The 25,960-nt window shown below is 44.0% G+C and carries 18 protein-coding genes, 9 tRNA genes and 3 rRNA genes; 20 read left to right on the plus strand and 10 right to left on the minus strand.

From position 1 onward, the window contains the following. The first annotated feature begins 91 nt into the window (after positions 1-91). The 9 genes from ACHZES_RS18840 (at position 92) to ACHZES_RS18880 (ending at position 10,010) form a co-directional block, all read left to right on the plus strand. Positions 92-1,623, plus strand: a 16S ribosomal RNA gene (locus tag ACHZES_RS18840). Between the two features lie 223 nt (positions 1,624-1,846). Then, positions 1,847-1,964: ribosomal RNA gene (rrf, locus tag ACHZES_RS18845) — 5S ribosomal RNA — on the plus strand. A gap of 7 nt (positions 1,965-1,971) precedes the next feature. After that, positions 1,972-2,045, plus strand: a tRNA-Ile gene (locus tag ACHZES_RS18850). A 76-nt stretch (positions 2,046-2,121) separates the two neighbouring features. Next, positions 2,122-2,194, plus strand: a tRNA-Ala gene (locus tag ACHZES_RS18855). A 269-nt stretch (positions 2,195-2,463) separates the two neighbouring features. Further along, positions 2,464-5,356: ribosomal RNA gene (locus tag ACHZES_RS18860) — 23S ribosomal RNA — on the plus strand. Together the 16S, 23S and 5S rRNA genes with 3 tRNA genes alongside form the textbook arrangement of a ribosomal RNA operon. 92 nt (positions 5,357-5,448) lie before the next feature. Next, a tRNA-Gly gene (locus tag ACHZES_RS18865) sits at positions 5,449-5,521 on the plus strand. Between the two features lie 599 nt (positions 5,522-6,120). Further along, a complete protein-coding gene (locus tag ACHZES_RS18870) occupies positions 6,121-7,542 on the plus strand; it encodes an MBOAT family O-acyltransferase (RefSeq protein ID WP_395546238.1) in 1,422 nt (473 codons plus the stop codon). Between the two features lie 17 nt (positions 7,543-7,559). Beyond that, entirely contained in the window at positions 7,560-8,528 is a 969-nt protein-coding gene (locus tag ACHZES_RS18875) for a GDSL-type esterase/lipase family protein (RefSeq protein WP_395546239.1), read from the plus strand. Between the two features lie 609 nt (positions 8,529-9,137). After that, positions 9,138-10,010 (plus strand): damage-control phosphatase ARMT1 family protein, encoded by an 873-nt coding sequence (locus tag ACHZES_RS18880; protein WP_395546240.1) that lies wholly within the window; start codon positions 9,138-9,140, stop codon positions 10,008-10,010. A gap of 33 nt (positions 10,011-10,043) precedes the next feature. On the opposite strand, the gene ACHZES_RS18885 is transcribed toward ACHZES_RS18880, so the two are convergent. Further along, positions 10,044-10,940 (minus strand): AraC family transcriptional regulator, encoded by an 897-nt coding sequence (locus tag ACHZES_RS18885; RefSeq protein ID WP_038278723.1) that lies wholly within the window; start codon positions 10,938-10,940, stop codon positions 10,044-10,046. 285 nt (positions 10,941-11,225) lie between these two features. Between ACHZES_RS18885 and ACHZES_RS18890 the strand changes: the two genes are divergently transcribed. From ACHZES_RS18890 to ACHZES_RS18910, 5 genes are all read left to right on the plus strand, one after another. After that, a complete protein-coding gene (locus ACHZES_RS18890; RefSeq protein WP_395546241.1) occupies positions 11,226-12,245 on the plus strand; it encodes an ABC transporter substrate-binding protein in 1,020 nt (339 codons plus the stop codon). An 82-nt stretch (positions 12,246-12,327) separates the two neighbouring features. Next, positions 12,328-13,287, plus strand: a complete 960-nt coding sequence (locus tag ACHZES_RS18895) for a FecCD family ABC transporter permease (protein WP_395546242.1) — start codon at positions 12,328-12,330, stop codon at positions 13,285-13,287. Further along, positions 13,284-14,282 carry a FecCD family ABC transporter permease gene (locus ACHZES_RS18900; RefSeq protein ID WP_395546244.1) on the plus strand — a complete coding sequence of 333 codons (999 nt, stop codon included), beginning with the start codon at positions 13,284-13,286 and terminating at the stop codon, positions 14,280-14,282. The genes ACHZES_RS18895 and ACHZES_RS18900 overlap by 4 nt, the downstream gene beginning before the upstream one ends. A gap of 15 nt (positions 14,283-14,297) precedes the next feature. Further along, complete coding sequence (locus tag ACHZES_RS18905; RefSeq protein WP_395546245.1) at positions 14,298-15,101, plus strand: ABC transporter ATP-binding protein; 804 nt, start codon at positions 14,298-14,300, stop codon at positions 15,099-15,101. A 32-nt stretch (positions 15,102-15,133) separates the two neighbouring features. Continuing rightward, complete coding sequence (locus ACHZES_RS18910; RefSeq protein WP_038278631.1) at positions 15,134-15,484, plus strand: FMN-binding protein; 351 nt, start codon at positions 15,134-15,136, stop codon at positions 15,482-15,484. A gap of 491 nt (positions 15,485-15,975) precedes the next feature. Here the strand turns inward: ACHZES_RS18910 and ACHZES_RS18915 are convergent, their stop codons facing one another. Continuing rightward, positions 15,976-16,233 (minus strand): CD3324 family protein, encoded by a 258-nt coding sequence (locus ACHZES_RS18915; protein ID WP_395546246.1) that lies wholly within the window; start codon positions 16,231-16,233, stop codon positions 15,976-15,978. A gap of 17 nt (positions 16,234-16,250) precedes the next feature. After that, complete coding sequence (locus ACHZES_RS18920) at positions 16,251-17,294, minus strand: hypothetical protein (protein WP_395546247.1); 1,044 nt, start codon at positions 17,292-17,294, stop codon at positions 16,251-16,253. A gap of 171 nt (positions 17,295-17,465) precedes the next feature. Between ACHZES_RS18920 and ACHZES_RS18925 the strand changes: the two genes are divergently transcribed. The 4 genes from ACHZES_RS18925 to ACHZES_RS18940 all read left to right on the plus strand — a co-directional run bounded on the left by ACHZES_RS18925 (position 17,466) and on the right by ACHZES_RS18940 (position 22,381). Beyond that, positions 17,466-18,089: a hypothetical protein gene (locus tag ACHZES_RS18925; protein WP_395546248.1), complete on the plus strand. Its 624-nt coding sequence runs from the start codon at positions 17,466-17,468 to the stop codon at positions 18,087-18,089. Between the two features lie 199 nt (positions 18,090-18,288). Then, complete coding sequence (locus ACHZES_RS18930) at positions 18,289-20,019, plus strand: ABC transporter ATP-binding protein (RefSeq protein WP_395546249.1); 1,731 nt, start codon at positions 18,289-18,291, stop codon at positions 20,017-20,019. Next, on the plus strand, positions 20,016-21,872 hold the full coding sequence (locus ACHZES_RS18935) for an ABC transporter ATP-binding protein (RefSeq protein WP_154522765.1): 1,857 nt from the start codon (positions 20,016-20,018) through the stop codon (positions 21,870-21,872). Before ACHZES_RS18930 ends, ACHZES_RS18935 begins: the two co-directional genes overlap by 4 nt. An 80-nt stretch (positions 21,873-21,952) precedes the next feature. Beyond that, positions 21,953-22,381: a MarR family winged helix-turn-helix transcriptional regulator gene (locus ACHZES_RS18940; RefSeq protein ID WP_038278622.1), complete on the plus strand. Its 429-nt coding sequence runs from the start codon at positions 21,953-21,955 to the stop codon at positions 22,379-22,381. Positions 22,382-22,529: 148 nt separating this feature from the next. Here the strand turns inward: ACHZES_RS18940 and ACHZES_RS18945 are convergent, their stop codons facing one another. The 7 genes from ACHZES_RS18945 to ACHZES_RS18975 form a co-directional block, all read right to left on the minus strand. Further along, the gene (locus ACHZES_RS18945) at positions 22,530-23,381 is read right to left on the minus strand and encodes an effector binding domain-containing protein (RefSeq protein WP_395546250.1); all 852 of its coding nucleotides are present in this window, start codon (positions 23,379-23,381) and stop codon (positions 22,530-22,532) included. Between the two features lie 211 nt (positions 23,382-23,592). Next, positions 23,593-23,665, minus strand: a tRNA-Lys gene (locus ACHZES_RS18950). Between the two features lie 3 nt (positions 23,666-23,668). Next, positions 23,669-23,740 (minus strand) — tRNA-Gln (locus tag ACHZES_RS18955). A gap of 38 nt (positions 23,741-23,778) precedes the next feature. Beyond that, positions 23,779-23,854: transfer RNA gene (locus ACHZES_RS18960), tRNA-His, on the minus strand. A 32-nt stretch (positions 23,855-23,886) separates the two neighbouring features. Then, positions 23,887-23,960 (minus strand) — tRNA-Arg (locus tag ACHZES_RS18965). Between the two features lie 3 nt (positions 23,961-23,963). After that, positions 23,964-24,034, minus strand: a tRNA-Gly gene (locus tag ACHZES_RS18970). A gap of 47 nt (positions 24,035-24,081) precedes the next feature. Then, positions 24,082-24,156, minus strand: a tRNA-Pro gene (locus ACHZES_RS18975). 472 nt (positions 24,157-24,628) lie between these two features. Between ACHZES_RS18975 and ACHZES_RS18980 the strand changes: the two genes are divergently transcribed. Both ACHZES_RS18980 and ACHZES_RS18985 read left to right on the plus strand, forming a co-directional pair. Next, a complete protein-coding gene (locus ACHZES_RS18980; RefSeq protein ID WP_038278620.1) occupies positions 24,629-25,108 on the plus strand; it encodes a methylated-DNA--[protein]-cysteine S-methyltransferase in 480 nt (159 codons plus the stop codon). A gap of 110 nt (positions 25,109-25,218) precedes the next feature. Beyond that, entirely contained in the window at positions 25,219-25,926 is a 708-nt protein-coding gene (locus tag ACHZES_RS18985; protein ID WP_038278619.1) for a hypothetical protein, read from the plus strand. The last annotated feature ends 34 nt before the right edge of the window (positions 25,927-25,960 follow it).

Below are 25,960 nucleotides of genomic sequence, written 5' to 3' on the forward strand. Positions count from 1 at the left end.
AATACAAGTAATTGTATACGAACCAAACAACAAGTAAAACGGGAAATAAATTAGCTAGTTAGTTGATTTTGACCCCGGATTGAACACCATTTAATTTGAGAGTTCGATCCTGGCTCAGGATGAACGCTGGCGGCGTGCTTAACACATGCAAGTCGAGCGAAGCGATTTCAAGGAAGTTTTCGGATGGAATTGAAATTGACTTAGCGGCGGACGGGTGAGTAACGCGTGGGTAACCTGCCTCATACAGGGGGATAACAGTTGGAAACGGCTGCTAATACCGCATAAGCACACAGTGCCGCATGGTACGGTGTGAAAAACTCCGGTGGTATGAGATGGACCCGCGTCTGATTAGGTAGTTGGTGAGGTAACGGCCCACCAAGCCGACGATCAGTAGCCGACCTGAGAGGGTGACCGGCCACATTGGGACTGAGACACGGCCCAAACTCCTACGGGAGGCAGCAGTGGGGAATATTGGACAATGGGGGAAACCCTGATCCAGCGACGCCGCGTGAGTGAAGAAGTATTTCGGTATGTAAAGCTCTATCAGCAGGGAAGAAAATGACGGTACCTGACTAAGAAGCCCCGGCTAACTACGTGCCAGCAGCCGCGGTAATACGTAGGGGGCAAGCGTTATCCGGATTTACTGGGTGTAAAGGGAGCGTAGACGGCACTGCAAGTCTGGAGTGAAAGCCCGGGGCTCAACCCCGGGACTGCTTTGGAAACTGTGGTGCTAGAGTGCAGGAGAGGTAAGTGGAATTCCTAGTGTAGCGGTGAAATGCGTAGATATTAGGAGGAACACCAGTGGCGAAGGCGGCTTACTGGACTGTAACTGACGTTGAGGCTCGAAAGCGTGGGGAGCAAACAGGATTAGATACCCTGGTAGTCCACGCCGTAAACGATGAATACTAGGTGTTGGGGAGCAAAGCTCTTCGGTGCCGCCGCTAACGCAATAAGTATTCCACCTGGGGAGTACGTTCGCAAGAATGAAACTCAAAGGAATTGACGGGGACCCGCACAAGCGGTGGAGCATGTGGTTTAATTCGAAGCAACGCGAAGAACCTTACCAAGTCTTGACATCGGAATGACCGGGATGTAACGATCCCTTCCCTTCGGGGCATTCTAGACAGGTGGTGCATGGTTGTCGTCAGCTCGTGTCGTGAGATGTTGGGTTAAGTCCCGCAACGAGCGCAACCCTTATCCTTAGTAGCCAGCAGGTCAAGCTGGGCACTCTGGGGAGACTGCCAGGGATAACCTGGAGGAAGGTGGGGATGACGTCAAATCATCATGCCCCTTATGATTTGGGCTACACACGTGCTACAATGGCGTAAACAAAGGGAAGCAAAGGAGCGATCTGGAGCAAACCCCAAAAATAACGTCTCAGTTCGGATTGTAGTCTGCAACTCGACTACATGAAGCTGGAATCGCTAGTAATCGCGGATCAGAATGCCGCGGTGAATACGTTCCCGGGTCTTGTACACACCGCCCGTCACACCATGGGAGTTGGTAACGCCCGAAGTCAGTGACCCAACCGTAAGGAGGGAGCTGCCGAAGGCGGGACTGATAACTGGGGTGAAGTCGTAACAAGGTAGCCGTATCGGAAGGTGCGGCTGGATCACCTCCTTTCTAAGGAAGAAGAAGTAAGGGTTTTATATACTGTTGAGTCTTATGTTTCAAAGTTTCGTAATGTGTAACTTCGCGAACAAGTTCGCTCGGTCGCGGCTGCGCCGTTTATACAACAGAATACAAATGTGCTTATGAAAGCAAGCTTTCAACACACATTTCCATTCCGCTGTACACGCATTACTAGTTAGACGAAAATATGGAAACACCAAGAAGACAAAAGATTTCTGGTGCCGATGCGCTTAGGGGAGACACCCGTTTCCATCCCGAACACGATGGTTAAGACTTAAGCGGCCGATGGTACTATGCTGGAGACGGCATGGGAGAGCAGGTGGGTGCCAGATTATTTATGGGCTTATAGCTCAGCTGGTTAGAGCGCACGCCTGATAAGCGTGAGGTCGGTGGTTCGAGTCCACTTAAGCCCATTGGTTTACAAAACCAGGTGATTATAATAGAATATAGGGATAGCCTTTACAGGGTAGACCCACATCCAAGTTTTTCGGGGGTGTAGCTCAGTTGGGAGAGCACCTGCCTTGCAAGCAGGGGGTCAAGAGTTCGAATCTCTCCATCTCCATTTGGTGTAATTGCGAAGTTTATTATAACTAATAGCGCTTCAGATTGCATCACGCATGTACCTTGAAAACCACATATTGAAATATATCTAGATAAAGTCTTTATTAAAAAGACGATATCAAGACATCCGAGGTGTTACATCTAACGATGTAACCAAACAAAACTCGTTAAAGTAACCGTAACGTACGGTGAAATAACAAACCTAAGACCAGAGATACAACGCTATGTATCTTAGATAAGTAGCCCGCACCCGCAGGTGAACATCGAATTGGTTAAGCTAATAAGAGCGCAGGGTGGATGCCTTGGCACTAAGAGCCGATGAAAGACGTGATAAGCTGCGAAAAGCTTCGGGGAGGAGCAAATATCCTTTGATCCGGAGATATCTGAATGGGGAAACCCAACTGAGCAAACCTCAGTTGTCGTATGGTGAATACATAGCCATACGTCGGGAACCCGGGGAACTGAAACATCTAAGTACCCGGAGGAAAAGAAAGAAAACTCGATTTCCAAAGTAGCGGCGAGCGAAATGGAAGGAGCCTAAACCAGTATGCGTGCATACTGGGGTTATGGACTGCAATAAGTGAGACGATTTGTTACCAGAACGGTCCTGGAAAGACCGGCCATAGAAAGTGAAAGCCTTGTATGGGAAAGCAATAGTCAGCGAGCAGGATCCAAAGTACCACGAGACACGAGAAACCTTGTGGGAATTCGGGGGGACCACCCCCCAAGGCTAAATACTACTTAGTGACCGATAGCGCATAGTACTGTGAAGGAAAGGTGAAAAGGACCCCGGGAGGGGAGTGAAAAAGAACCTGAAACCCTGTGTTTACAAGCTGTGGAACCACGTTTAAAGTGGAACCGCGTACTTTTTGTAGAACGGTCCGGCGAGTTACCGTTACTGGCAAGGTTAAGCACTTAAGGTGTGGAGCCGAAGGGAAACCAAGTCTTAATAGGGCGAATAAGTCAGTAAAGGTAGACCCGAAACCGGGTGATCTACCCATGTCCAGGTTGAAGTTTCCGTAAAAGGAAATGGAGGACCGAACGCACATCCGTTGAAAAGGGTGGCGATGAGGTGTGGGTAGGGGAGAAATTCCAATCGAACCCGGAGATAGCTGGTTCTCCTCGAAATAGCTTTAGGGCTAGCCTCGTATTAGTCTGCCGGAGGTAGAGCACTGAATTTCCTAGGGGGCGTCAAAGCTTACCAAAGAATATCAAACTCCGAATGCCGGCCAGATGATGTACGGGAGTCAGACTGCACGAGATAAGTTGGGTAGTCAAAAGGGAAAGAGCCCAGACCACCAGCTAAGGTCCCAAAGTGCGTGTTAAGTGGAAAAGGATGTGGGATTTCACAGACAACTAGGATGTTGGCTTAGAAGCAGCCACACATTCAAAGAGTGCGTAATAGCTCACTAGTCGAGAGGTCCTGCGCCGAAAATGTCCGGGGCTAAAACACGACACCGAAGCTGTGGAATGTATAGTAATATACATTGGTAGAGGAGCATTCTTAACGCACAGAAGCATTACCGTAAGGAGATGTGGAGTGTTAAGAAGAGAGAATGCCGGAATGAGTAGCGAGATGGAGGTGAGAATCCTCCAGGCCGAATATCTAAGGTTTCCAGAGTAAAGCTGATCTGCTCTGGGTAAGTCGGGGCCTAAGGCGAGGTCGAAAGACGTAGTCGATGGACAACAGGTTGAAATTCCTGTACCGCATATTATCAGAACTGTGGGGACACAGAACCGAAGAAGAACCCGGGAATGAAAAGACCGGGGCAAGCACTGGACTGGCTGGAATGGCAAATCCACCCAGCAACAGGAAGGTGTGACGCGTACCGAACATAAGTAGGGAAGTCTTCGTAGGGGCTGTCAAGAAAAGCCGCTATTGTGTAATATGTGCCCGTACCGTAAACCGACACAGGTGGATGAGGAGAGAATCCTAAGGCCGGCGGGAGAAGCATTGTTAAGGAACTCGGCAAAATGACCCCGTAACTTCGGGATAAGGGGTGCCTGGGAAACCAGGCCGCAGAGAATAGGCTCAAGCAACTGTTTAGCAAAAACACAGGTCTATGCAAAACCGAAAGGTGAGGTATATGGGCTGACGCCTGCCCGGTGCTGGAAGGTTACGAGGAGGGGTTAGCGGCAACGCGAAGCTCTGAATTTAAGCCCCAGTAAACGGCGGCCGTAACTATAACGGTCCTAAGGTAGCGAAATTCCTTGTCGGGTAAGTTCCGACCCGCACGAAAGGCGTAATGATTTGAGCGCTGTCTCAACAATGCACCCGGTGAAATTGAAATACCAGTGAAGATGCTGGTTACCTGCGCCAGGACGGAAAGACCCCATGGAGCTTTACTCCAGCTTGATACTGGGATTCGGTACTGCATGTACAGGATAGGTGGGAGGCAGTGAAGATAGGACGCCAGTCTTATCAGAGCCGATGTTGGGATACCACCCTTGCGGTATTGGATTTCTAACCTGCAGCCATGACCTGGCTGGGGGACAATGTCAGGCGGGGAGTTTGACTGGGGCGGTCGCCTCCGAAAGGGTATCGGAGGCGCTCAAAGGTTCCCTCAGAATGGACGGAAACCATTCGAAGAGTGCAAAGGCATAAGGGAGCTTGACTGCGACACCGACGGGTGGAGCAGGTAGGAAACTAGGACTTAGTGATCCGGTGGTATAAAGTGGGATTGCCATCGCTCAACGGATAAAAGCTACCCTGGGGATAACAGGCTTATCACTCCCAAGAGTTCACATCGACGGAGTGGTTTGGCACCTCGATGTCGGCTCATCGCATCCTGGGGCTGTAGTAGGTCCCAAGGGTTGGGCTGTTCGCCCATTAAAGCGGTACGCGAGCTGGGTTCAGAACGTCGTGAGACAGTTCGGTCCCTATCCGGCGTGGGCGTAGGATATTTGAGAGGAGCTGTCCTTAGTACGAGAGGACCGGGATGGACTGACCTCTGGTGTATCTGTTGGCTATCAAAGCCATGGCAGAGTAGCCAAGTCGGGAAGGGATAAACGCTGAAGGCATCTAAGCGTGAAGCCCCCCTCAAGATGAGATATCCCATCGCAAGAGTAAGACCCCTTGAAGACGACGAGGTAGATAGGGCAGAGGTGGAAGCATGGCAACATGTGCAGCTGACTGTCACTAATAGGTCGAGGGCTTAACCAGGTTGGTTTAGGTAAGAGGAAGAACGGATGAAGATAGATATGTAACAATGTGTGGTTTTGAGGGTATATGTCTCAAAAGTAAAGAAGAGATATGCGCGAGTGGCTCAGTTGGTGGAGTACGACCTTGCCAAGGTCGGGGTCGCGGGTTCGAGTCCCGTCTCGCGCTCTTAAGAAAAGCTAGGGTTTATGAGGGTTTCCGAGTTTCGGGAATCCTCTTTTTGTTTACATAATACAATTTCATTAAAGTTTTTACTTAAAGTTTTTAAGTTTATCTGATATATCATGATATAGTTCTTTCAAGATTAACATAATTATTAATCAATTCTTTTTACATTTCTGTATCTGATTGCGTATAAAATTGAATCAGTGTCTTTGGACTATTTCTCATAGCAGAAGAAATCAAAGCAGCATTTGGACAACGGCGCATATTGTTTGTTGCAAAGCTATCATCGTTACAAGCTTCTCTCCCTTCAAATTTTACAAATTATCGCTGATGCTGTACTAGGAAAAAACCAAGAAATATTACCCTTAGTGGATATTATTGCAGAAATAACATTAGTGAATTTCGTGGTAATGGTATTTCTACTTTACTTACGCATCATCTCCCGTTGTAAGATGATAACGTCAGCACCAGCTATATCCTTAATCTGATACTTTAAATTATAGCTTGATTTATAAAAAATATAAAATTTTACAAAAATCTGCAACTTTCCGGTCTCCTTTTTCGTCTATATAATAAATACAAATGTTAGGAATAAATATCAAATGATTTTTAGTAGCCTGGAGTTTCTATTTAAATTTTTGCCGGTGTTTCTGTTTCTTTATTTTGTGTGCCCGGATAGAGCAAAAAATATTTGCCTGCTTGCAGGAAGCCTGCTTTTTTATTTTTACGGAGTTGTGGGCCATCCGGCCTATATGATGCTTTTGTTGTTATCTGTCTGCGTCAATTACTGTATTGGAAGGAAAATGGAACGATACAAATCTCGTTTCAGACGCAGGAAATGGTTTCGCCTGGGAATAGCCTACAACCTGTTTTGGCTGATTCTGTTTAAATATTCCGGTTTTCTGATCGAACAGATCAGTTTATTGCTTCAAAATGGAGGGCTGGAGAAAGCAGCCCTTTCGATTCCTAATCTGGCTCTTCCGCTGGGAATCAGCTTTTATACCTTCCAGGCGATTTCTTATCTGGCCGACGTATATCGGAAGGATGTGGCACCAGAAAAGTCATTTCTGGACTTTTCCCTGTATATGACCATGTTTTCCCAGCTCATTTCTGGACCGATTGTAACCTATGCTTCTCTCAGGGAGTTGATTAAAAAGCGGGTCCACACCCTGGAACAAGTGGAAGTAGGACTCCGGGAATTTACAATCGGACTAGGATTGAAGGTGCTGCTTTCAAACCAGATAGGCGGACTGTGGAGCCAGATTGGAGCAGTAGGATATGAAAGTATTTCAACGCCCCTTGCGTGGATGGGACTGGCAGCTTTCAGCCTACGGCTGTATTTTGATTTCTATGGTTATTCCCTAATGGCTAGGGGACTGGGAAGAATGTTGGGAATTCCACTTCCTGATAATTTCAACCATCCCTATATGGCTTTGACCATGACAGATTTTTGGCGCAGATGGCACATGACTCTGGGCGGCTGGTTTCGGAATTATGTATATATTCCGCTGGGCGGAAACCGTGAGGGGGTCTTAAAAACCTTTCGAAACATGCTTGTCGTATGGCTCCTGACCGGACTGTGGCATGGAACAAGCTCAAATTTTCTCTTATGGGGTATTGTACTGTTTGCACTGATTTCATTGGAGAAGCTGGGACTGGGAAAACTGCTGGAACGCTGGAAAGTTGTGGGACATGTATATATGCTGTTTGCAATACCTCTTACATGGATGTTATTTGCAATAACGGATTTTACACAGTTGGGAATTTATATTCAGCGGCTGTTCCCCTTTCTGGCGCCTGCCGGGAAGTATACATATTTTGCCAGAGATTTCCTGAAATACGGAAGGATCTACGGACTGTCCTTATGCGCCGGTCTCATTTTCATGACTGGTCTTCCGCGAAGACTGTATGACCGAAAACGGGAAAGCCTATGTACAGCAATCGCCCTTCTGATCATATTCTGGCTTTGTGTCTATTGTATGAAGATTGGTGCAAATGATCCGTTTATGTATTTCAATTTTTAAAATGTGAGGAATAAGCGATGAGAAAATACTGGTTTACCTCTCTTTTATCCGTCAGTCTGGTACTGATTGCCGTTCTGCATGCATCAACTGGAAGCATGGATCAGTTAACAGCCCTACGGCTGAACCTGGCAGGAAGCAAATGGTCGAATGGGCACAGTATAGATACAACTGATAGTTTAGACGATACTAACAGTACAGATGAAACGGAAAGTTCAGACGAAACTGCTGATGAGAGTGCAATTGACGGTGTGAGCGAAGCAAGTGGTGCAGACACGACTGATAGTTCAGGCGAAACTGCTGATGAGAGCGCTATAGATGGTGCAAGCGAAGCAATAGATGCAACAGAAAGTTCGAGCGGGACAAAAGATAGGAATGCAGAATTTGCGCCGTCTATAATGTTGCTGCAGCCAGGACAAAGGCCGGAGCCACCGGAAAATTTCGAAGGCGTACTTTTTGTTGGAGATTCAAGAACCATGGGACTATCCGAGTATGGAGATTTGGGGAATGCCTCAGTATTTGCCAACTCAGGCATGAGCGTTTTCAATGTATTAACTGCCCGTGTCTCATCAGGAGGTGAGAAACTAACTCTGGATGAGGTTCTTTCGAGCAAACAATACCAGATGATTTACCTGATGCTGGGTATCAATGAACTGGGATATGATATGTCCCAGACTACAAAACAATATGAAGAGGTTTTGGACAAAATCAAAGAAATGCAGCCAGAAGCAATAATGGTCCTGGAAGCAAATCTCCACATTACCAGTGAAAAATCAGAGAAAAGTCCTGTTTACAGTAACAGTAAAATTAATCGGTTGAATCAGGAAATACAGAAGATAGCGGAAGAAAATAGCTGCTATTATATTGATGTTAACGAAATATTTGACGATGACGGAGGTAGCCTGAATCAGGCATACTCAACAGACGGTTCCCATGTACTGGGAAGATATTATGCTGAGTGGGTAAAATGGCTGAAGGAAGAAATATAATTACAATGAGACTGTCACCACTCGCCGTACGGTTTGTAGAGGCTATCCCAAATTTTGTGTAAACATAGTAGACATAATTCTGGCATGATGTCTTGTATAATTAACTTAAGATACCTGAAACGCAGTCAAAGCAAATTTTCCAGTCTTTACTGCGTTTTCGCTATCTTATATTATAAAATAGCCATTATGTCAATCAAACACAAAATTTGAAACAGTCTCAGTAAAAGAGAAAAGAAACAATAAATTGCTATTTGCATGATAAGTATCCTGCCCGGTAAACCGAGCAGGAAGAACGAAAAACACTTCGGGGGCGCGGGTTCGAGTCCCGTCTCGAGCTCTTTTTATTTATAGCGGAAACCTAGATTTTATCATGGTTTTCACTATTTTTGTGTGTCTGTCAGCTTGTAGACAGTTGCAGACAGCTTACAAAGCCTTTGATGTGAGGTATAAGTTTCCCGTACTGTTAGGGGATTGTAGATTCAAGAGTGTTATTCATGTTGTAAATTCCTTGAAATTTATAAGATTTTTTGTTACGCTGATATGTATAAGGTACGATATTATGGTATTTGAAATTAATAAATAAAAAATATAAACGAAAGAGGTATCATTATGAGATTACATGATAAATGTTTACCATGTGTTGTTAACCAGGTTATTAAAGTGGCGAATATCACCGGAATTACTAAAAAGGAAGAGTTATTAAGAGAAGTTTTTACTTATCTTAGCAAAATGAATTTTGATGAAACGACTCCAGAAATTATAGGAGAAATCTTTGACATGATAAAAAGACATACGAATAATCCGGACCCATATAAAGAAACCAGAAATTATTACAATACTTTGTTTATGGAATTGTTACCTGAATTTGAGAGGAAAATTGATCAGGCTGAAGATTCGTTTATGTTAGCAGTTCGATATGCTATCGTTGGTAATATCATAGACTTCAATCCTATACACAATACGTTATTAGAGGATATTTATGGTTGCTTTGAAAAAATGGAACAATTGGAATTAGCAATTGATGATTCTTCTGCACTAATGAAAAATATTTTAAATGCAGGGACTTTGTTATATTTAGGTGATAATTGTGGAGAAATCTGTATGGATAAGCTTCTTTTAAAAAAAATCAAAGAACTGAATCCTAATATAAAATTGTTATTTGGAGTGCGAGGGAAACCTGTGGTAAACGATTCTATATCTGAAGACGCATATTCTGTAGGGATTGATGAATATGCAGAGGTTATAGATAATGGGGATGGTTCTCTTGGGACTGTCCTTAATCGGACGAGTCCTGTATTCAAAGAAGTTTATAATAAGGCTGATGTAGTTATTGCCAAAGGTCAAGCAAACTATGAATGCTTGAGTGAAGAAGATAAAAACATCTATTTCCTTCTGATGACCAAATGCGATGTAATTGCAAACGATATTGGTGTTGAGGAAAATAAATTGATTTGTATGAAAAACAAAGCTTGGAAAAACTAATGCAGCCTTTTTAAAAGCTATTTTTGTATATAATTATCTTATCAGGACGCGCGGAAGAATTCCGAATTTCTTTTGGAACGCTTCCGAGAAATGGCTTACATTTGTATACCCCACGGCAAAGGCCGATTCACTCACATTATGTTCCCCTTGTTCTAACAACGCAAACGCTTTTTCAAGCCGCTGCTCCCGGATAAACTCATAAACGGTTTTTCCAAAATATTGCTTAAAAGAACGTTTTAACTTACAATCATTCATATGGATTATCCGGGATAATTCAAACAATGTTGGAGGTGACTCCAACTGATTAAGGAGAAGCTCACGTGCATAAGTCAAACGATCTATATCTGTTCTGGATAGCCGGTTCACATATTCTTTGCTGTTATCTTCGCCAATCAGCCTTTCTATATTAATGGATAACAGTTCTAAAATATAGCTTTCTAACAGTAGCCTGTTTATTTGATTCGCTTCTTTTATAAAACACATATCCAATTTATTTATAATGCTTTCTTCCCGTGCATCGCTTTTAAAGCCACAGTGAGAATAGGTATCCTTTTGGAAAGAGCGGAACCCAATATTGCTTTTACCGCAAACCGCTTCACAAAAACCGTCAAACGTATGAGGACTAACCCAAATAGAGTATAGCTGAACTTCTTCGCCACTGTTGTATTCTGAATGTGCGCAAGCCTCTCCTAAAAAACCCAGCATCGAATATCCGGGCCGAAGCTCCACAGGTACACGATTTACCTCGCCGTATATGATATTTTTTCGGGTATAGCTTAGTTCAAATACAGGGGCGGTGGTGCCAGATTGTCTCTTCGTATTATTGGAAAATACACCAGAGGATACCATGACATGTAAATCTGGACGTAATGCAATTGTTTTTTTAGGAAATATATCTGATGATTCATATTTCAACGGTAAGTATGACATTCTATCAAGTCCTTTGTAATGTCCGTCTTCGGACAAAAAATCCGCCTGGGGCAGAAAACATTGTATCAATCTACTATATTATAGTTAGTTTCACCTAACTAGTCAATAATTACTTTCTGAAACAAACAGCCAACGTGTACTGAAAGAATTCGATTGACTCATAAAATTCCGGCAAGGGGCAGAAAAATTCCGTCTAAGGGCAGAAGATAAACCTTACCTTTTGTATACTTATCAAGGTTAGCCCAAGCTAACTAAAATACACGATATTCATTTAGGAGGTTTAAAGTGAAAAAACGACTTTTGATTCCAATTTGTCTTATGTTGGTGACGGCACTGGCCGCGTGCTCGCCTGCTTTAGATCACTCACAAACAGCAGGCCAAACAACACCTTCCCCTCAGACTGCAGAACCAGAAGGTCAAAATGGCGATACCATAACGGTTGAAGATATGAAAGGTCCAGTTGATATTCCCGCTAATCCGCAGCGCATTGTGGATGTTTCTGGTTTAGCAGATGAACTGATCATTTTGGACATGCCATTTATTGCATCGGCCAACACTAGTATGTATGATGGCATAACCGTTCCGGACTATCTTCAGGAGTATTTCGCCAATAACAAGATTGAAATCGTTGGCAACTATTCCGGAGCCACCGCAACGGGGGATTTGAACCTTGAAAAAATTGCTGAGCTAAAACCGGATCTTATTATTATGAATATCCGGCATGACAAGGTATATGAGCAGCTAAAAGGCATCGCTCCCACGGTGATGATTAACGATGACATCAGCTATGTCAACTGGAGGGGACGCTTTCAGCAGTTAGGCCAGTGGTTTGGGAAAGAGGACGTTGTGACACAGTGGCTTGCTGATTATGATGCAAAGGCCGCTGGGCTTTCCTCAAAGGTCAAAGAAACGGTTGGGGATGATACCTTTGCTGTTGTGGAAGCCAATTCGGTACATTTCGGTTCCTACTATGTTTATCGTACTGGGGGCCCGGGAGAACTGATATACGATGAATTAAAGCTGGCACCTTCCTCGGGAGTTCCGGAGAATGTCTGGGGAGAAGTGGTTGATGCAGAGTACTTTTCAAAAATTGATGCGGATCACATCTTCTTTTTCAGCGATGACGGCCAGATTGGAGATACAGGAAACACCCCTGTTTGGCAGAACCTAAAAGCCGTAAAGGCTGGAAATGTATATTATGGTAAGAATGAAGCGCAATATAATATGGCTTATACGGCAAACGGTAAACTGCTGTATATGGAAAAACTGGCAAACGCCATTCTCAATCACAGCAATGTTGAATAATCACAAAGCCCCGCCAGGCCCTTCGCCTATGCATGTGCGATGGCTTCAAACCAAAACAGGCTATGCATTATCTCTAGTTTTGATGGGTGTTGCATTGTTACTCTCACTCCTGATCTCAGTCAGCGTCGGTGTGGCAGGCGGGAATATTAGTATTTTAATAGATACACTTTTCCATCCTGCGGCATCTGCCGGCATGGGAAGAATTATGCTGGAAATGCGTATGCCCAGGGCATTAGCCGCCTGCGTCACCGGAGCAGCCCTTGCCCTTGCAGGTGGAGTGATGCAGGGGATTACCAGGAATCCTTTGGCAGATGCCGGGCTTTTAGGAGTCAATGCGGGTGCCGGATTTTTCATTGCTCTTACCGCGGTCCTTTTACCGCCCTTGTCGAGCTTCGGTACGATGATTTTCGCATTTATGGGAGCGGCACTGGCCGTGCTCATGGTATATGGAATAGGAATGGGCAAGCATAAATCAGGATCGATTCGGCTTATCTTGGCCGGCAGTGCTGTCTCCGCCCTGTTAACTGCATTGAGTCAGGGGATATCTCTCACCTTTGGACTTTCAAAATCGCTGTCATTTTGGACGGCTGGTAGCTTATCCGGTATTACATGGCAGAGCCTTCTCCTGACCGCTCCATGGATCGCGGGTGCAGGGCTTATTAGCCAGCTTCTTTCCGGAAGGTTATCCGTGCTTGCCCTGGGTGAGGAAAGTGCAGTGGGACTCGGTGTAAACGTATGGGCTGTTCGGCTGGCCGGCATTGGAGTGGTGTTGATTTTGGCAGGGGCCAGCGTATCCTTGGTAGGCGGTATCTCATTCCTGGGGCTGATCGTGCCGCATATTGCACGATTCCTTGCCGGTGAGGATTACTGCAGGCTTTTGCCGGTATCCGCACTGCTGGGGTCAATACTGCTTGTGCTGGCGGATATCGCCGCCCGCTCCATTAACGCTCCTTTTGATACGCCGGTAGGTGCGCTGGTATCAGCCATTGGCGTTCCGGTCTTTCTGGTGCTGACGTACCGGAAGAAAGGAGCAGTTTTATGAAAAAGAAACACAGGCAGAAGCTTATTCCATGGGTTCTTCTGTTGGCGGTAATCATGATTATTCTGTTATCAATCAACAGCGGCTATTCCAATATTCCTTATTCAGACGTAACTGCAAGCCTGCTCCATCCGGGCGGCCCGGATGCATCCGTCACTCTTTTGCAAATTCGCCTTCCACGCATTTTACTTGCCGTCTTATGCGGAATGGGGTTGGCACTGTCCGGCTGCGTACTGCAGTCTGTGACAGAAAATCCGCTGGCAGATCCGGGGGTATTGGGTATCAATGCGGGAGCTGGATTTACAGTCATGCTGTTTATGACTTTTTTTCCCGCCCTGCACGTCAAAACCATGGTCTATCAGCCGCTTTTCGCCATGGCGGGCGGGTTGGTGGCAGCGGGCATACTATACGGATTTTCCAAACGAAACGGGAAGATCATACCGTCATATCTCTTGCTTGGCGGCATAGGGATTTCGGCCGGTTTTTCGTCCTTGATGTTAATTATGGCTGCCGACATGGAAAACAGCAGTTATCAGCTGGCAGCCAGATGGCTGGCAGGTAATATCTGGGGCACCAGCTGGTATCAGGTGAAGGCACTGCTTCCTTACCTGCTAATTCTGATTCCGCTGCTTCTCGGGAAAGAGCGGATTTTGGATTTATTGCTTTTGGGAGAAGAGGCATCCCTCGCATTGGGGGTTCGCGTGGAGAGGGAGCGAAGAATCTTATTGGTTGTAGCAGTGGCATTGGCGGCCAGCTGCATATCCGTCAGCGGCGGAATCGGCTTCATCGGGTTGGTTGCACCCCATATGGCAAGAAAATTTGTAGGCGGACGGCACCATGTGCTTTTGCCTGTATCCATGTTGCTTGGAGGACTACTCCTGCTTATTGCGGACACCATAGGACGTTCTCTTTTTGGAATTATTGAATTACCGGCTGGAATTGTGATATCCGTTCTTGCCGCACCCTATTTTCTCATTCTGCTTCGCAGGCAGGCATAAGGAGGTGAAAAAATCGTGCAATCATGTATTATAGCTCATAAGCTATCCGCCGGGTATAATGGTAGGTCGGTTTTTCGTGACCTGGATATTGACATACCCGCTGGTAAAATAACAACACTGATTGGCTCCAATGGCTCCGGAAAATCCACCATTTTGAAAACCATGTCCCGCCTGCTCGTGCCGTCCGGCGGAACAGTCTATCTGGAAGGTCAGTCTATTCACAGCATGCCGACCAAGCTGGTGGCACAAAAGCTGGCACTCCTTCCCCAAGGAGCCCAGGCACCCACCGGTATCACTGTGAGAGACTTAGTGGAATACGGGCGATTTCCCCACCGCGCTAAGCTCTCAGGACTTACATCAAAAGATCAGGAAATCATCCGATGGGCTTTGTTCAGCACAGGCATGACGGCTCTTGCCGACCGGGAAATGGATCAGCTTTCCGGCGGACAGCGGCAGCGGGGATGGATTGCCATGGCGTTGGCTCAAAAAACAGATCTACTGTTTCTGGATGAGCCAACTACATATCTGGATATTTCGCACCAGCTGGAAATCCTGCAGCTTTTGCGGAAATTAAATGAGGAACAGGGTGTAACTGTTGTTATGGTTCTCCATGACTTAAATCACGCCATTATGTTTTCCGATTATTTAGTGGCAATTAAGGAAGGAAAAAAACACAGCGCCGGTTCGCCGGAGAACGTGATTACACCCCAAACGCTCCGGGAGGTTTTCAATGTGGAGGCGGAGGTGATTTATCATCCGGTTCTGGAGGTTCCCGTATGTCTGCCTTACGGCGTAAGAGGACAGGTATTTCAAAAATAGAATCAGAAAAAGGGAAACGGAGGAAATGGACAATGAAAAGAGTGACGTTAGCGATAGCTACGGCATTGTGTATACTGGCGCTTCTCAGCGGATGCGGCGGCTCGGCGGATACCTATAAAGCCGGAACTTATACGGCTGCCGCCGAAGGGTATGCAGGTGGTGTGGATGTGGAGGTGGAATTTGATCAGGATTCCCTCCTTTCTGTTAAAATAACTGATCACAATGAAACCGTTGGAATTGGCGACAGAGCGATTGAAGAATTACCTGACAAAATTGTGGAGGAGTTAACCTGGGAGGTAGATGCGGTTGCCTCTGCTACGGTGACCAGTGATGCGATCAAGGCTGCAGTAAAAGACTGTATAGAACAGGCTAAGAGTAAATAGGTGATCGAAGGTGAGAGAAACAGTAGTTACAAAGATTTTAAAATAAATTCTTGTACTTGTAATATTTCATAGAGTATGTATAATATAATAAAGAAAGGCAATCGCCACAGGGTGGTTGGCTAATTAGAAAAGCAAAGACTTTCCCGACCGGCCAAAGTACAGGGAAGGTCTTTTGCATTTAGCGACATGTCATGACGACGAATGTCAGCAGTGCTAGAAGGAACATGCCAAAAGACATTAAGTCCTTAAAGTCAAAATTCTTCATGAGCAACACCTCCATTCTATGTAGAATCGAGGCCTACCACCCTATACACGATTGCCAGCAGTTTGTACCTGCCAGTATAATTATATGTTACAACTTGCAAATATACCAATAAAAAATGAAAAAATCTGAAAAAACCCTCTTGGACAAAGTAATTGTCTAAGAGGGTTTCTTAGTTACTAGTTAAGATGATTGGTATGGCGCTTTGCCAGGTTTACCTTAGATCACATCATTTATAAACGATTTTTCGGATTGTTTCTACGGAAAGGCAGTATTCCTCGGCAAGCTGCTCTATACTTACTTCGTGAAAAAATTTGTATTGAATTTCTTCATTTCTTAGCTTATAAAAAGCTCTTGCTCCGGAACCATCACCCCATTCTTTCCTTTTCTTGTCCGATGGAACGTACAACGCTTCACCGAAAATATACTTTTGCAGTTCTCGCAGAAGTTCGTCAGGCAAAATGTCAGAGGCGTTTTTATATTTCATGGAACGACCTCCATTTTCTATAGATTGTTTTCTATAAATTCTTCGACTGTCGCATAAGAATTTATTTTAATATGATGGTCCTGCAGCTTTTCCAGGATGTATTTCTCCAACTTTTCAGCATTTTTGCGAAATGGTATTAAATCTTTTGCGTTGTAAACGTCGAGCAGGTCCATTTTATCCAAACTGAATTCTTCTTTTACGACATTTAACTCTTGCTGCAACATGCAGCCCCAAATAAATGCTCTCGGCGCATCGTTGGTATCACATGCATGGTATATACGTCTCCAGGTGTAGCATAGCTCTTGATACCAATCGGCCAAGTTTTGGAAATCAGCAGATACATTGTTGGAACTTTTCGCTTTTCGTGCGCTCAGAAATTTGCGAGTTGAAGAAATCATTAGATGGCTCCATTTTTTCAACTCTTCAATTGTATTAGCATTAATTATTTCCTGGTAATATTCAATAAAATTCTCAGGTACAAGAGGTAGAGCAGACAGCTCTTCAATTTGCTCTATCTGGCTTTTCTTAAAAAATGTCTGGTTTGTGAAAGCTACAGAAACAGACAGGTAATCGGCTATAAACCCAGCTGCCATCCTCACCTCACCTAGCTTCTCATCAAACATCATTGTCTGGTAAATCTCCATGGCGACATTGAGCCTTTCAAGCGCCTTTTTGAACATAAACTCAGGATTTTGCAGGTTTTCATACAGCTTATTTCTCAGCGAGAGAAAACGTTGTTTATCTTCTTCAGTACGGTAATATAGAATTTGGTATTCCATAAGGGTCGTGTTATAGTCATCCAAGTTTGCCATTTTTTCAATTCGATCCCAAGTCCGGGGATAAAGGTCATAACCGATGCCATCAACGATAAAAGTTTTTGCCAGACTGTTTGCATTCTCATTTGCCGGAATATAGAAGTCAAAGCAATCAAATCCTTCCCCATCACAGTCCTTTTCAAGCTTTAACCTGCTTCCGCCTATCAGCAGGCATACATCGTCTTTGTAATCTTTATTTATTTTGTTTATTGCCCATTCAAGCAATCTTTCAATTGTCGTTTTCATTATAAATCCACCCTTCGGATAACGTTAAGTAACGGCCGTTTGCTTACAATTAGAGTGTATATCATTAAGCATAGTTTAACAATGCCAAGATTTATTTTAATAATTCATTACTCAGATTTTGCCATTTAAATGAGTCAGTACTGCATTCTCCAATTTTGCGTTGCGTATTAATTGTATTCATATTACTCCGTCATTATTGATACCACAAGGCATGAGGACTTAACTCTGAGTGAGTTCGGCGAGGAGCTTACGGAGAGATGTGCCGTATTGCCAAAGAATGATACGTTTAGCATCGAGGCCGCCAATCTCGATCCATCTCATGAATTGGTTTTTAGCATTTATTGTCCCATCACTTCTGATGTGAATGGTCAGGCACGCCTGGTTTGGGAAGAGAGAATGTTAGTGAAGACAGAAAAGCTAGTGCTTGGTAAGGAGTATAGTTTATATAGTGATGAAGTAAAGGCAATGATAGATGATCTGCAAAGCACCTCTCATGTGAATGATCCCTATATTGTTATATATGTAACTGACTTTGATATTAATAATACATGGAGATGGATTGCTCATTTAACAGATAGCTGGACGGCGCCTAACGCTAGTGGGGCTGTTGCTCAAAGCGGAACTGCCACTCAGAAATGGGCAAGCGATGAAAAGGGCTGGTGGATACAAAATTCAGATGGTACCTATCTGAAGGACACCTGGTATCAGTCTCCGGAAAGCGGTTTATGGTATTATAATGGGTCCGATAATTGTCGGACAGACATTATTAGATCAATAAATAATTCAATAATATAGAACAGAATAAAATCAGTGAATAAGAGGTTGGTAGAGAATTACGTCTATCAGCCTTTTTTATGTTGGGGAACAAGAATCAGGGGGCGTTGTCATGGTACTATAAAATCTATTGACAATTCAAAGAATCACGTTATAATAGTTATGTGTGCAATTGTTGTAAATGCAACTGTTGCCATAACAACTAATACGGGAGCCTGATATGAAAAATTTAATTCACTATGCAAAAAAGTACAAAAAAGAATTCATTCTTGCGATCATCTGTATTGAGGCGGAAACCATTTTTGAATTAGTTATTCCCATGATTATGGCTGATATCATTGATGTGGGAGTTGCAAACGGCGATAGAAATTACATATTTCTAAAAGGATTTCAAATGGTATTCTTTGCCGTAATTTCTCTTTTTCTGGGGCATGCATGTGCCCGGTATACTGCGATCTGCGGAAATGGCGTGGGAGCCCAGATCCGAATGGCAGAGTTTCAAAAGATGCAGACTTATTCTTTTGCTAACACCGACCGATTCAGCACCCCTTCTCTGGTAACGAGGCTTACAAGCGATATTACCACAATCCAGAATTCCATTACAAACGGAATGCGTCCCGGTTTCCGTTCACCAGTGATGATGATGACGGCATTGATCGTTTCCTTCCGGTTGAATGCAGAACTGGCTGTGGTATTTTTAATTGCAGCCCCCGTACTGGCCGTCATTTTATTTACAATTATCAAAAATGTAAGACCATTATACTCCAAAATGCAGGGAGCCGTTGATCTTGTGAACCGGATCATTCAGGAGAATTTAATAGCCATCCGTGTCGTGAAGGCTTATGTCCGGGGCGATCATGAGATAAGCAAATTTAAAGAAGGAAACATGAATTTACAGAATTCATCCGAAAGGTCCTTTTCCCTGGCGGCCTTAAATATGCCTGCCTTACAGTTTGTTATGTACGGGACCATATTAAGTATCCTGTGGTTCGGCGGAAACTTAGTTATGATAGGAAACATGAAGGTAGGTGCCCTGACAAGCTTTCTTAGCTACGTATTGCAGGTGCTTAATTCCCTTATGATGTTTTCCAATGTATTCCTACTGTTTACCCGTTCCTTAACGTCATGGAAGAGGATTTCAGAAGTCTTAGAGGAGGAACCGACTATCAATGATGACCGTGCAAAGGATATCACCATCAAAGAAGGAAGAATCCGGTTTGAAAATGTATATTTCAAATATAAGGAAGATGCAAAGGAATATGTGCTTTCCGATATCTCCTTTGAGATTGGACCTGGTGAGACGGTTGGAATCATTGGTCAGACAGGCGCTGCCAAAAGCACCCTGGTACAGCTGATTCCCAGGCTCTACGAGGTGACAGCCGGCAATATTATCATAGATGGCCATCCCATATACGAATATACCCAGGACCATCTAAGGGATTCCATTGCCATGGTGTTACAGAAGAACACCCTTTTCTCCGGATCAGTGAAGGAAAATCTTTACTGGGGGAAAGAGGATGCAACGGATGAAGAAATAGAAAGAGCATGTAGCATTGCCTGTGTTAAAGAATTTATCGGCCGACTGTATCATGGATATGATACGGAGCTGGGGCAGGGGGGTGTTAACGTCTCAGGGGGACAGAAACAGCGGCTCTGCATTGCGAGGGCGATCTTAAAAGCGCCAAAGGTACTTATTCTGGATGATTCTACAAGCGCTCTTGATACCGAGACAGAAGCAAAGATAAAAGAGGGTCTGGAAAAGTCCCTTCCCGGTATGACAAAGATTATTATCAGCCAACGGATCTCCTCGATCATGGATGCCGATCAGATCATAATTCTTGATGACGGAAAAATAAATGCCATTGGAACTCATGATCAGCTGCTGGCAGACAATGAAATATATCAGGATATTTATTTTTCCCAGCAGAAAGGAGGTGGCCAGTCCTTATGAAGAATACCGGACATGTAAGACCCAAAAACACAAAAAAGGCTCTGGTAAAGCTATTAGGATACATCGGCCATTATAAGCTTTCCATGCTGGTTATAGCAATCCTGGTCAGCATCAGTGCATTTTCCGGAATCCTGGGAACCTATTTGCTGAAACCGGTCATAAACGAATATATTCTGCCGGGAAATATACCCGGTCTTGTGAGAATGATTGTTATCATGGGACTGATCTATCTGGCAGGAGCTATTTCCTGTCTGCTTTATAACCGAATGATGGTCCACGTTTCCCAACGGGTGGTCAGTGAGATAAGGATAGACTTATTCCGTCATACCCAGAAGCTGCCTTTGGAATTTTTTGATACACATACACACGGGGATTTGATGAGTCATTTTACAAACGACGTGGACACCATCTCAGAAGCCCTTAATAATAGCTTTACATTGCTGATCCAGAGCTTTATTACTTCCACAGGTACCGTTATCATGTTAATACTCCTGGACTGGAAGCTGTCATTAATCGTTGTATTTTTTCTCTTGATTATGTTAATATATATTCGTCATAATGGAACGCTGAGCAAAAAATACTTTGTAGAACAACAGAAGAATCTGGGAAATATTAATGGTTATGTAGAAGAAATGGTGGAAGGCCAGAAAGTAGAAAAGATATTTCGCCATGAAAAGCAGGATCTTAAAAAGTTTTGTGAGTTAAATGAGAAATTGAGGATTTCCTCTACAATGGCCGCCACTTATACGGGGATTACCGTTCCTACGATAGTTTCTCTTTCTTACATTAATTATGCCATTTCTGCCTGCGTAGGCGGATTGTTCGCTTTGTCCGGTTTGATTAATATGGGAACTCTGGCCTCTTATCTGGTTTATGTAAGGCAGAGTGCTATGCCTATGAATCAGTTTACCATGCAGATTAATTTTCTCATGGTGGCGCTGGCCAGTGCGGAAAAGATCTTTAATATGATGGAGGAAGAACCTGAATCCGATGAAGGAACCGTCACCTTAAAGAGGGTGGTACAGGAGGCCGATGGAAGCCTTAAGGAAACGGATCGTTATACCGGTTCCTTTGCCTGGAAAGTTCCTGACGGAGATCATGGATATATTCTGGTCCCTTTAAAGGGAGATGTACGATTTCACGATGTGGTTTTCGGTTATACGGGCGGGAACACTATTTTAAACAGGATCAGCTTGTATGCGAAGCCTGGTCAGAAGATCGCATTTGTTGGTTCCACCGGTGCGGGCAAAACGACCATCATCAACCTTATCAACCGATTTTATGAATTAAATGGAGGCACCATAACGTACGATGGAATCGATATCCGAAACATAAAAAAGGATGATTTGAGGCGTTCGATCTCTCTGGTCATTCAGGACACCCACTTATTTACCGGAAGCATCGCCGATAATATCCGGTATGGAAGGCTGAATGCCTCCCACGAAGACGTACTGGCTGCTGCAAAAATTGCAAATGCGGATTCCTTTATAAGGCGTCTTCCCAATGGATATGATACAATGTTAGAAAGTGACGGCAGCAATTTATCACAGGGACAGAGGCAGCTGATTGCCATTGCCAGGGCTGCCATATCACAGCCACCTGTTCTTGTTATGGATGAAGCCACCAGCTCCATTGATACACGAACGGAAAAACTCATTGAAAAGGGAATGGATGCCCTCATGAAAGACCGGACGGTATTCGTCATTGCCCACAGGCTTTCCACGGTAAGAAACTCAGATGCCATCTTGGTTCTTGAAAAAGGAGAGATTATTGAGCGGGGCAGCCATGACGAACTGCTGCAGGAAAAAGGGAAGTATTATCAACTGCATACAGGGCAGTTTGAATTAGAATGATGTGATGAAAGCGCAGAAGGGCACAACCGTATTCGTGGCTTAATTGTGCCCTTTGCGAAGGGAAAGGAGTGATAAAATATATGAAGCAACATAATGTAAGAGAACTATTGGTTCGTGAAGAAAAGGCCAGGAAACAGATTATTTCTCCGCTTCTGTCAAATATTGGATTGACGCCCGGACAGGGACATGCAAGGATCTTATATCATCTTTTACAAAAAGACCATATCACCCAAAAAGAGCTGGCAGACCGATGCCATTTCGATGCGGCTACCATGTCAAGAAATATAGACAAACTGCAGGATATGGGGTTTCTTCTCAGGGAAAATAATCCGGACTGCAGACGTTCCGTTCTGATTAGTCTTACAGAAAAAGGGGCTGCTGAAGCAGAAGAGGTAAGAAAAGTTTTTAAACAGTTTGAAGAACTTATCTGCGACCATATACCAGAAGACGAAATCGCCGTATTCTGTAAAGTATTAATGAAAATGTGCGAAAATCTGGAAGCTTATTAAATTCGATAAGCACGAAAAAAGAAGTGTTCAGCACAATGTCATGAAATCAGCGGCCAATTCGCGCAGAATCTGCCTTTTGGGATATCCTATAGCAGTTACTGCTGAATGATTGACCGCTGTTATTTTCCTATCTAAGATGCCTTACTGATTATTTTTGAATAACGGGTATCCACACTTCAAACCTTGAATTTTGAGGGTCAGGATTTAAATAGACTTCAATATCCGGTCCATTATCGTATTCGTATCCAGAAGTGGGAAGCCACTCGGTGACAATTCGCTTTTCTAAATCTTGTATTGCTTGGGGGCATTGGCCTTCTCCGGAGAATATGGCCCATGTGAAAGAGGGAACCGTACATTCTTCCAAAGTATCATCAATTTCTTTCGAAGTGGCTGCGGCAATAAAGTACCGCCATTCTTCCAGGTCATTGCAGATGCTGACTCCTAATATTCCTTCAGGGGATCCATCTGCCATGGAGGCTAGTTTAGGAATGGTTCCGTCCATAGCTGCCTTGCCCCACATCTGAGGTACAATTTCAAAATTCTTTTCAATTTCCCGGTGCAGGGGGTGTGAAATGCCTGCAATCCGGAATGATTCCTTCTTTTCAATTCGATAATTCAATTCATCCACTCCTTTTATTGTGATTTTAAAACTAATGGGTGGATATGATTTTACGGAAACACCGCTTTCTTTTATGCGAGACGGTGCTATTCCATGGATGCTTTGAAATGCCCGGTTAAATGCAGTGGGAGATTGATATCCATATTTAAGAGCAACATCAATAATTTTATTATTCCCGTTCTGCAGATCCACTGCTGCCAGGGACATACGCCTGCGCCGAATATATTCAGATAAAGGTACATTTGCCATATATGCGAACATTCTCTGATAATGGTAAACAGAACAACAAGCGATTTTCCCTAACTGCTCATAGTCAATGTTTTCCGTTAAATGTTCCTCGATATAGTTCATTGATCTGTTAATTCCCTCAATCCATTCCATAAAATCAACCCTTTCATTTGTATTATATTTGTTATCGATTTGCTCGTCCTCTCTTTTTATGTACAAATAGGAGAGGGGAGTGGAGTGAATCCCATGATCCTATTATAGTTTTTTTGGGGCAGAGAAACAATCATCTTTTAGAAAGGCATGGGGGAAATGAAAAAAAAGACCGGGAAATCTTTTGATTTCCCGGTCTTTTCCGATGCATTCATGAGACACCGGGGACTCGAACCCCGGACAACTTGATTAAAAGTCAAGTGCTCTACCACCTGAGCTAGTATCCCATACTGGGCTAGTTGGATTCGAACCAACGAGTGCAGGAGTCAAAGTCCTGTGCCTTACCGCTTGGCGATAGCCCATTAAAACTTGTGATAAAAAAAAATTCCCTAAAAGGGAAAGGTGAGTACAGGGATTCGAACCCTGGGCCTCCAGAGCCACAATCTGGCGCGATAACCAACTTCGCCATACCCACCATAATTTTCACACCTTGGTTAGAGATGTGAAACGAGCCTGAAGGGATTCGAACCCCCGACCCACGGCTTAGAAGGCCGTTGCTCTATCCAACTGAGCTACAGACTCAAAAGCGGGTGATGGGAATCGAACCCACGTATCCAGCTTGGAAGGCTGGTGTTCTACCATTGAACTACACCCGCAAAAGGTAAGAGAAACTAAAACTACCATTGACGGTTTTTCTCTTGAATCGGGGTGACAGGATTCGAACCTGCGACCCCCTGGTCCCAAACCAGGTACTCTAGCCAAACTGAGCCACACCCCGATAGTGAAAGTATTTTCCATCTTTCTCTTAGTTGCTTTTCCGCAACGCAAGAGTTATTATATATGATGGATATCATTTTGTCAACATTATTTTAGAAAAAATTTCAAATTTGTTTTTAAGCCTGTATTTATGCGGTTTTTTAAGGAAAATAGCCCTGAAATGGGAGGAACCGGCAGGTACATAAAATGTTCCTGCCGGTTGAGTATGAAAAATAAAAAGTCAATGTTAAAAGGGTGGGGTTCCTTTTCACTATTTAGTATAAGCGGAAAATATGACGGAAGTTTGACTAAGCCATAAACATTTCATAAAAAGACTAAAAGAATTATGAGGAATATTTGAAAAAACAGAAAGTTTGCTTATTTCGGCCCTGGAACATTTAATGAAAGAAGAAGTCGTCTCTTTACTTTGTATATGATATAATGGATTCAGAGGAAAACATGGTACAGTTCATAAGAGAAAGAAGGAATTGGGAATGAAGTACTGGGAAGTTTATGAAAGCAAGATAGGACCTCTTACCATCCTATGTGACGATGAAGCCCTTCTGCGCATCGATTTTGGAACGGTGGAGCATGAGAATGCCGTGAGGGAGCGGTCGGAGTTGATCTGTAGAACAGAAGGCCAATTGGAAGAATACATGGCTGGAACAAGGACGGAGTTTGATCTGCCACTAAAGCCGGAGGGAACGGAATTTCAAAAAAAGGTTTGGAATGCTCTGTTACTGATACCATATGGAGAGACGAAAAGCTATAAGGGTATTGCAGTTCTGATTGATAATCCCAAAGGCTGTCGCGCGGTTGGCATGGCGAACAACCGCAATCCCATTCCCATCATCATTCCTTGTCACCGGGTAATTGGGGCCAATGGAAGCCTGATAGGATATGGCGGAGGCCTGGATATTAAAGTGAAATTACTGGAGCTGGAGCGCTCAGAAACTTACCAATATAATTATTAAGAATTCTTTGTGATTCTTTCAGTTCCTTTAATCCCCTATACTTTTGATACGGATAATGTTATAATCCTCATCGTCACCAGGAATGAAATTGATGATGAGGAGTGATTAAAATGAGAAAAAACAAAATGCTGGCAGTAATAGCCATCGCCATGGCAGTTATGATGGCGGCTACAGGCTGTGGATCAAAAGATAATGGGAAATCTTCGCAGGATAATCCTACAGAAGTCAGTGCTGCCGAGACGAATGTAACAGGAGACGAATCAAAAGGTACGGACGAGACTACATTAGGTGAGGATGAAACTGATGGTGAGGAAGACGGAAGCACCGAAACCACCGAAACAACTGCTTCTGATGCAGGCAACTTGTCTTCCGGCGTCTTTACATCTAAATCCGGAAAATACCAGATCACGCCGCCACAGGGCTGGACCATTGAAGATGACGGAGATGAAAGCTCAGTCGCATTCACCTCTCCCAATGGCAGCGATATGCTGGAAGTTGTCTATGTAGAAGGCGATGATGCCGACGGTGCCAGAGAGATCTATCCGGATACTATGGAAGAATACAAGGAATTTGTCAGCCGTGGCGAGGATATGGAATTTGTCCGTTATAATGTAGAAAACGGCAGCGACGGAAGCCAGACGTTCCGCTATGCGATCCGGTATAAGACTGCTCAGGATGGAGTCCGCTATTATGCAATTTCCGGTTCCTACAATGCTGCTACAAAGAAGTACATCAGTGCGGCAGGAACAGTTGAATCACCAGACAGTGCGGTAGAAGGCCAGATTGAGGCAGCTCTGGATACCTTGAAACTGAAATAAAATTGGAATAAGATATGAATGGAACAGGGGCAAA

Origin of the sequence: Lacrimispora sanguinis (genome assembly GCF_044987295.1) — a bacterium.
Classification (GTDB): Bacteria; Bacillota; Clostridia; order Lachnospirales; family Lachnospiraceae; genus Lacrimispora; species Lacrimispora celerecrescens_B.

What these genes read in the sequence shown, in the direction of transcription:
- ACHZES_RS18910 (WP_038278631.1), top strand. Translation starts at nt 15,134, where the DNA reads ATGAAAAGAGTGACGTTAGCGATAGCTACGGCATTGTGTATACTGGCG.
- ACHZES_RS18870 (WP_395546238.1), top strand. Translation starts at nt 6,121, where the DNA reads ATGATTTTTAGTAGCCTGGAGTTTCTATTTAAATTTTTGCCGGTGTTT.
- ACHZES_RS18920 (WP_395546247.1), bottom strand. Translation starts at nt 17,294, where the DNA reads ATGAAAACGACAATTGAAAGATTGCTTGAATGGGCAATAAACAAAATA.
- ACHZES_RS18885 (WP_038278723.1), bottom strand. Translation starts at nt 10,940, where the DNA reads ATGTCATACTTACCGTTGAAATATGAATCATCAGATATATTTCCTAAA.
- ACHZES_RS18980 (WP_038278620.1), top strand. Translation starts at nt 24,629, where the DNA reads ATGAAGTACTGGGAAGTTTATGAAAGCAAGATAGGACCTCTTACCATC.
- ACHZES_RS18945 (WP_395546250.1), bottom strand. Translation starts at nt 23,381, where the DNA reads ATGGAATGGATTGAGGGAATTAACAGATCAATGAACTATATCGAGGAA.
- ACHZES_RS18875 (WP_395546239.1), top strand. Translation starts at nt 7,560, where the DNA reads ATGAGAAAATACTGGTTTACCTCTCTTTTATCCGTCAGTCTGGTACTG.
- ACHZES_RS18930 (WP_395546249.1), top strand. Translation starts at nt 18,289, where the DNA reads ATGAAAAATTTAATTCACTATGCAAAAAAGTACAAAAAAGAATTCATT.
- ACHZES_RS18915 (WP_395546246.1), bottom strand. Translation starts at nt 16,233, where the DNA reads ATGAAATATAAAAACGCCTCTGACATTTTGCCTGACGAACTTCTGCGA.
- ACHZES_RS18985 (WP_038278619.1), top strand. Translation starts at nt 25,219, where the DNA reads ATGAGAAAAAACAAAATGCTGGCAGTAATAGCCATCGCCATGGCAGTT.
- ACHZES_RS18900 (WP_395546244.1), top strand. Translation starts at nt 13,284, where the DNA reads ATGAAAAAGAAACACAGGCAGAAGCTTATTCCATGGGTTCTTCTGTTG.
- ACHZES_RS18895 (WP_395546242.1), top strand. Translation starts at nt 12,328, where the DNA reads ATGGGTGTTGCATTGTTACTCTCACTCCTGATCTCAGTCAGCGTCGGT.
- ACHZES_RS18935 (WP_154522765.1), top strand. Translation starts at nt 20,016, where the DNA reads ATGAAGAATACCGGACATGTAAGACCCAAAAACACAAAAAAGGCTCTG.
- ACHZES_RS18880 (WP_395546240.1), top strand. Translation starts at nt 9,138, where the DNA reads ATGAGATTACATGATAAATGTTTACCATGTGTTGTTAACCAGGTTATT.
- ACHZES_RS18940 (WP_038278622.1), top strand. Translation starts at nt 21,953, where the DNA reads ATGAAGCAACATAATGTAAGAGAACTATTGGTTCGTGAAGAAAAGGCC.